Below are 556 nucleotides of genomic sequence, written 5' to 3'. Positions count from 1 at the left end.
AAGCGGGCTATAAGGTCATGTGTTACACGGTCAACAACCCGAATAAGCTCAAGCACCTTCCGCAATTAGATGGCATTTTTAGTGACCATCCAAAACGTTTTATGCAGTAACCTTTCAAAGCTCCCGTGGGATAACGAGTCCTACCACTCGATCGTGATCGATGTTCCCATGGTGACAAGCTGGATGAATTCATCCATTTCTTCATTGGTGAGCGCAATACACCCGTTGGTCCAATCAAAACTCTGAATAAAGCTAGGATCTTGCGTCTCACCATTCTTTAAACCATGAATTTTAATGTTCCCACCTGGGGAGACACCTCTCCGGTGCGCCTCTAACGTGTCAATAGCATCGGGATAGCTAATGTGCACCGAGCGATAAAACGCAGAATCCTCAATCACGTAATCGAGCGTATAACTGCCTTCTGGCGTTCGGTTGTCGCCTTCTTCTTGCTTATGGCCTTTAGGACTGGCACCCAATGCAATACGATATTCTTTTAGTATGATGCCATCTTCTATCAAGTACATTCTGCGTTTCGATTTATCAACTTTAACCAGAT

At 44.8% G+C, this 556-nt stretch carries 1 protein-coding gene and 1 pseudogene; one reads left to right on the top strand and one right to left on the bottom strand.

The annotated features are described in order from the left end of the window. Positions 1-110 (top strand): annotated as a pseudogene (locus R7Q48_RS29940) (glycerophosphoryl diester phosphodiesterase); the annotation flags it as partial. Between the two features lie 30 nt (positions 111-140). Here R7Q48_RS29940 and R7Q48_RS29935 read toward each other — a convergent pair. Continuing rightward, on the bottom strand, positions 141-554 hold the full coding sequence (locus tag R7Q48_RS29935; protein ID WP_318134029.1) for a murein L,D-transpeptidase family protein: 414 nt from the start codon (positions 552-554) through the stop codon (positions 141-143). Between the last annotated feature and the right edge of the window lie 2 nt (positions 555-556).

This window comes from Vibrio sp. 378 (assembly GCF_033339435.1).
This window is presented reverse-complemented; position numbering and strand designations above follow the sequence as displayed.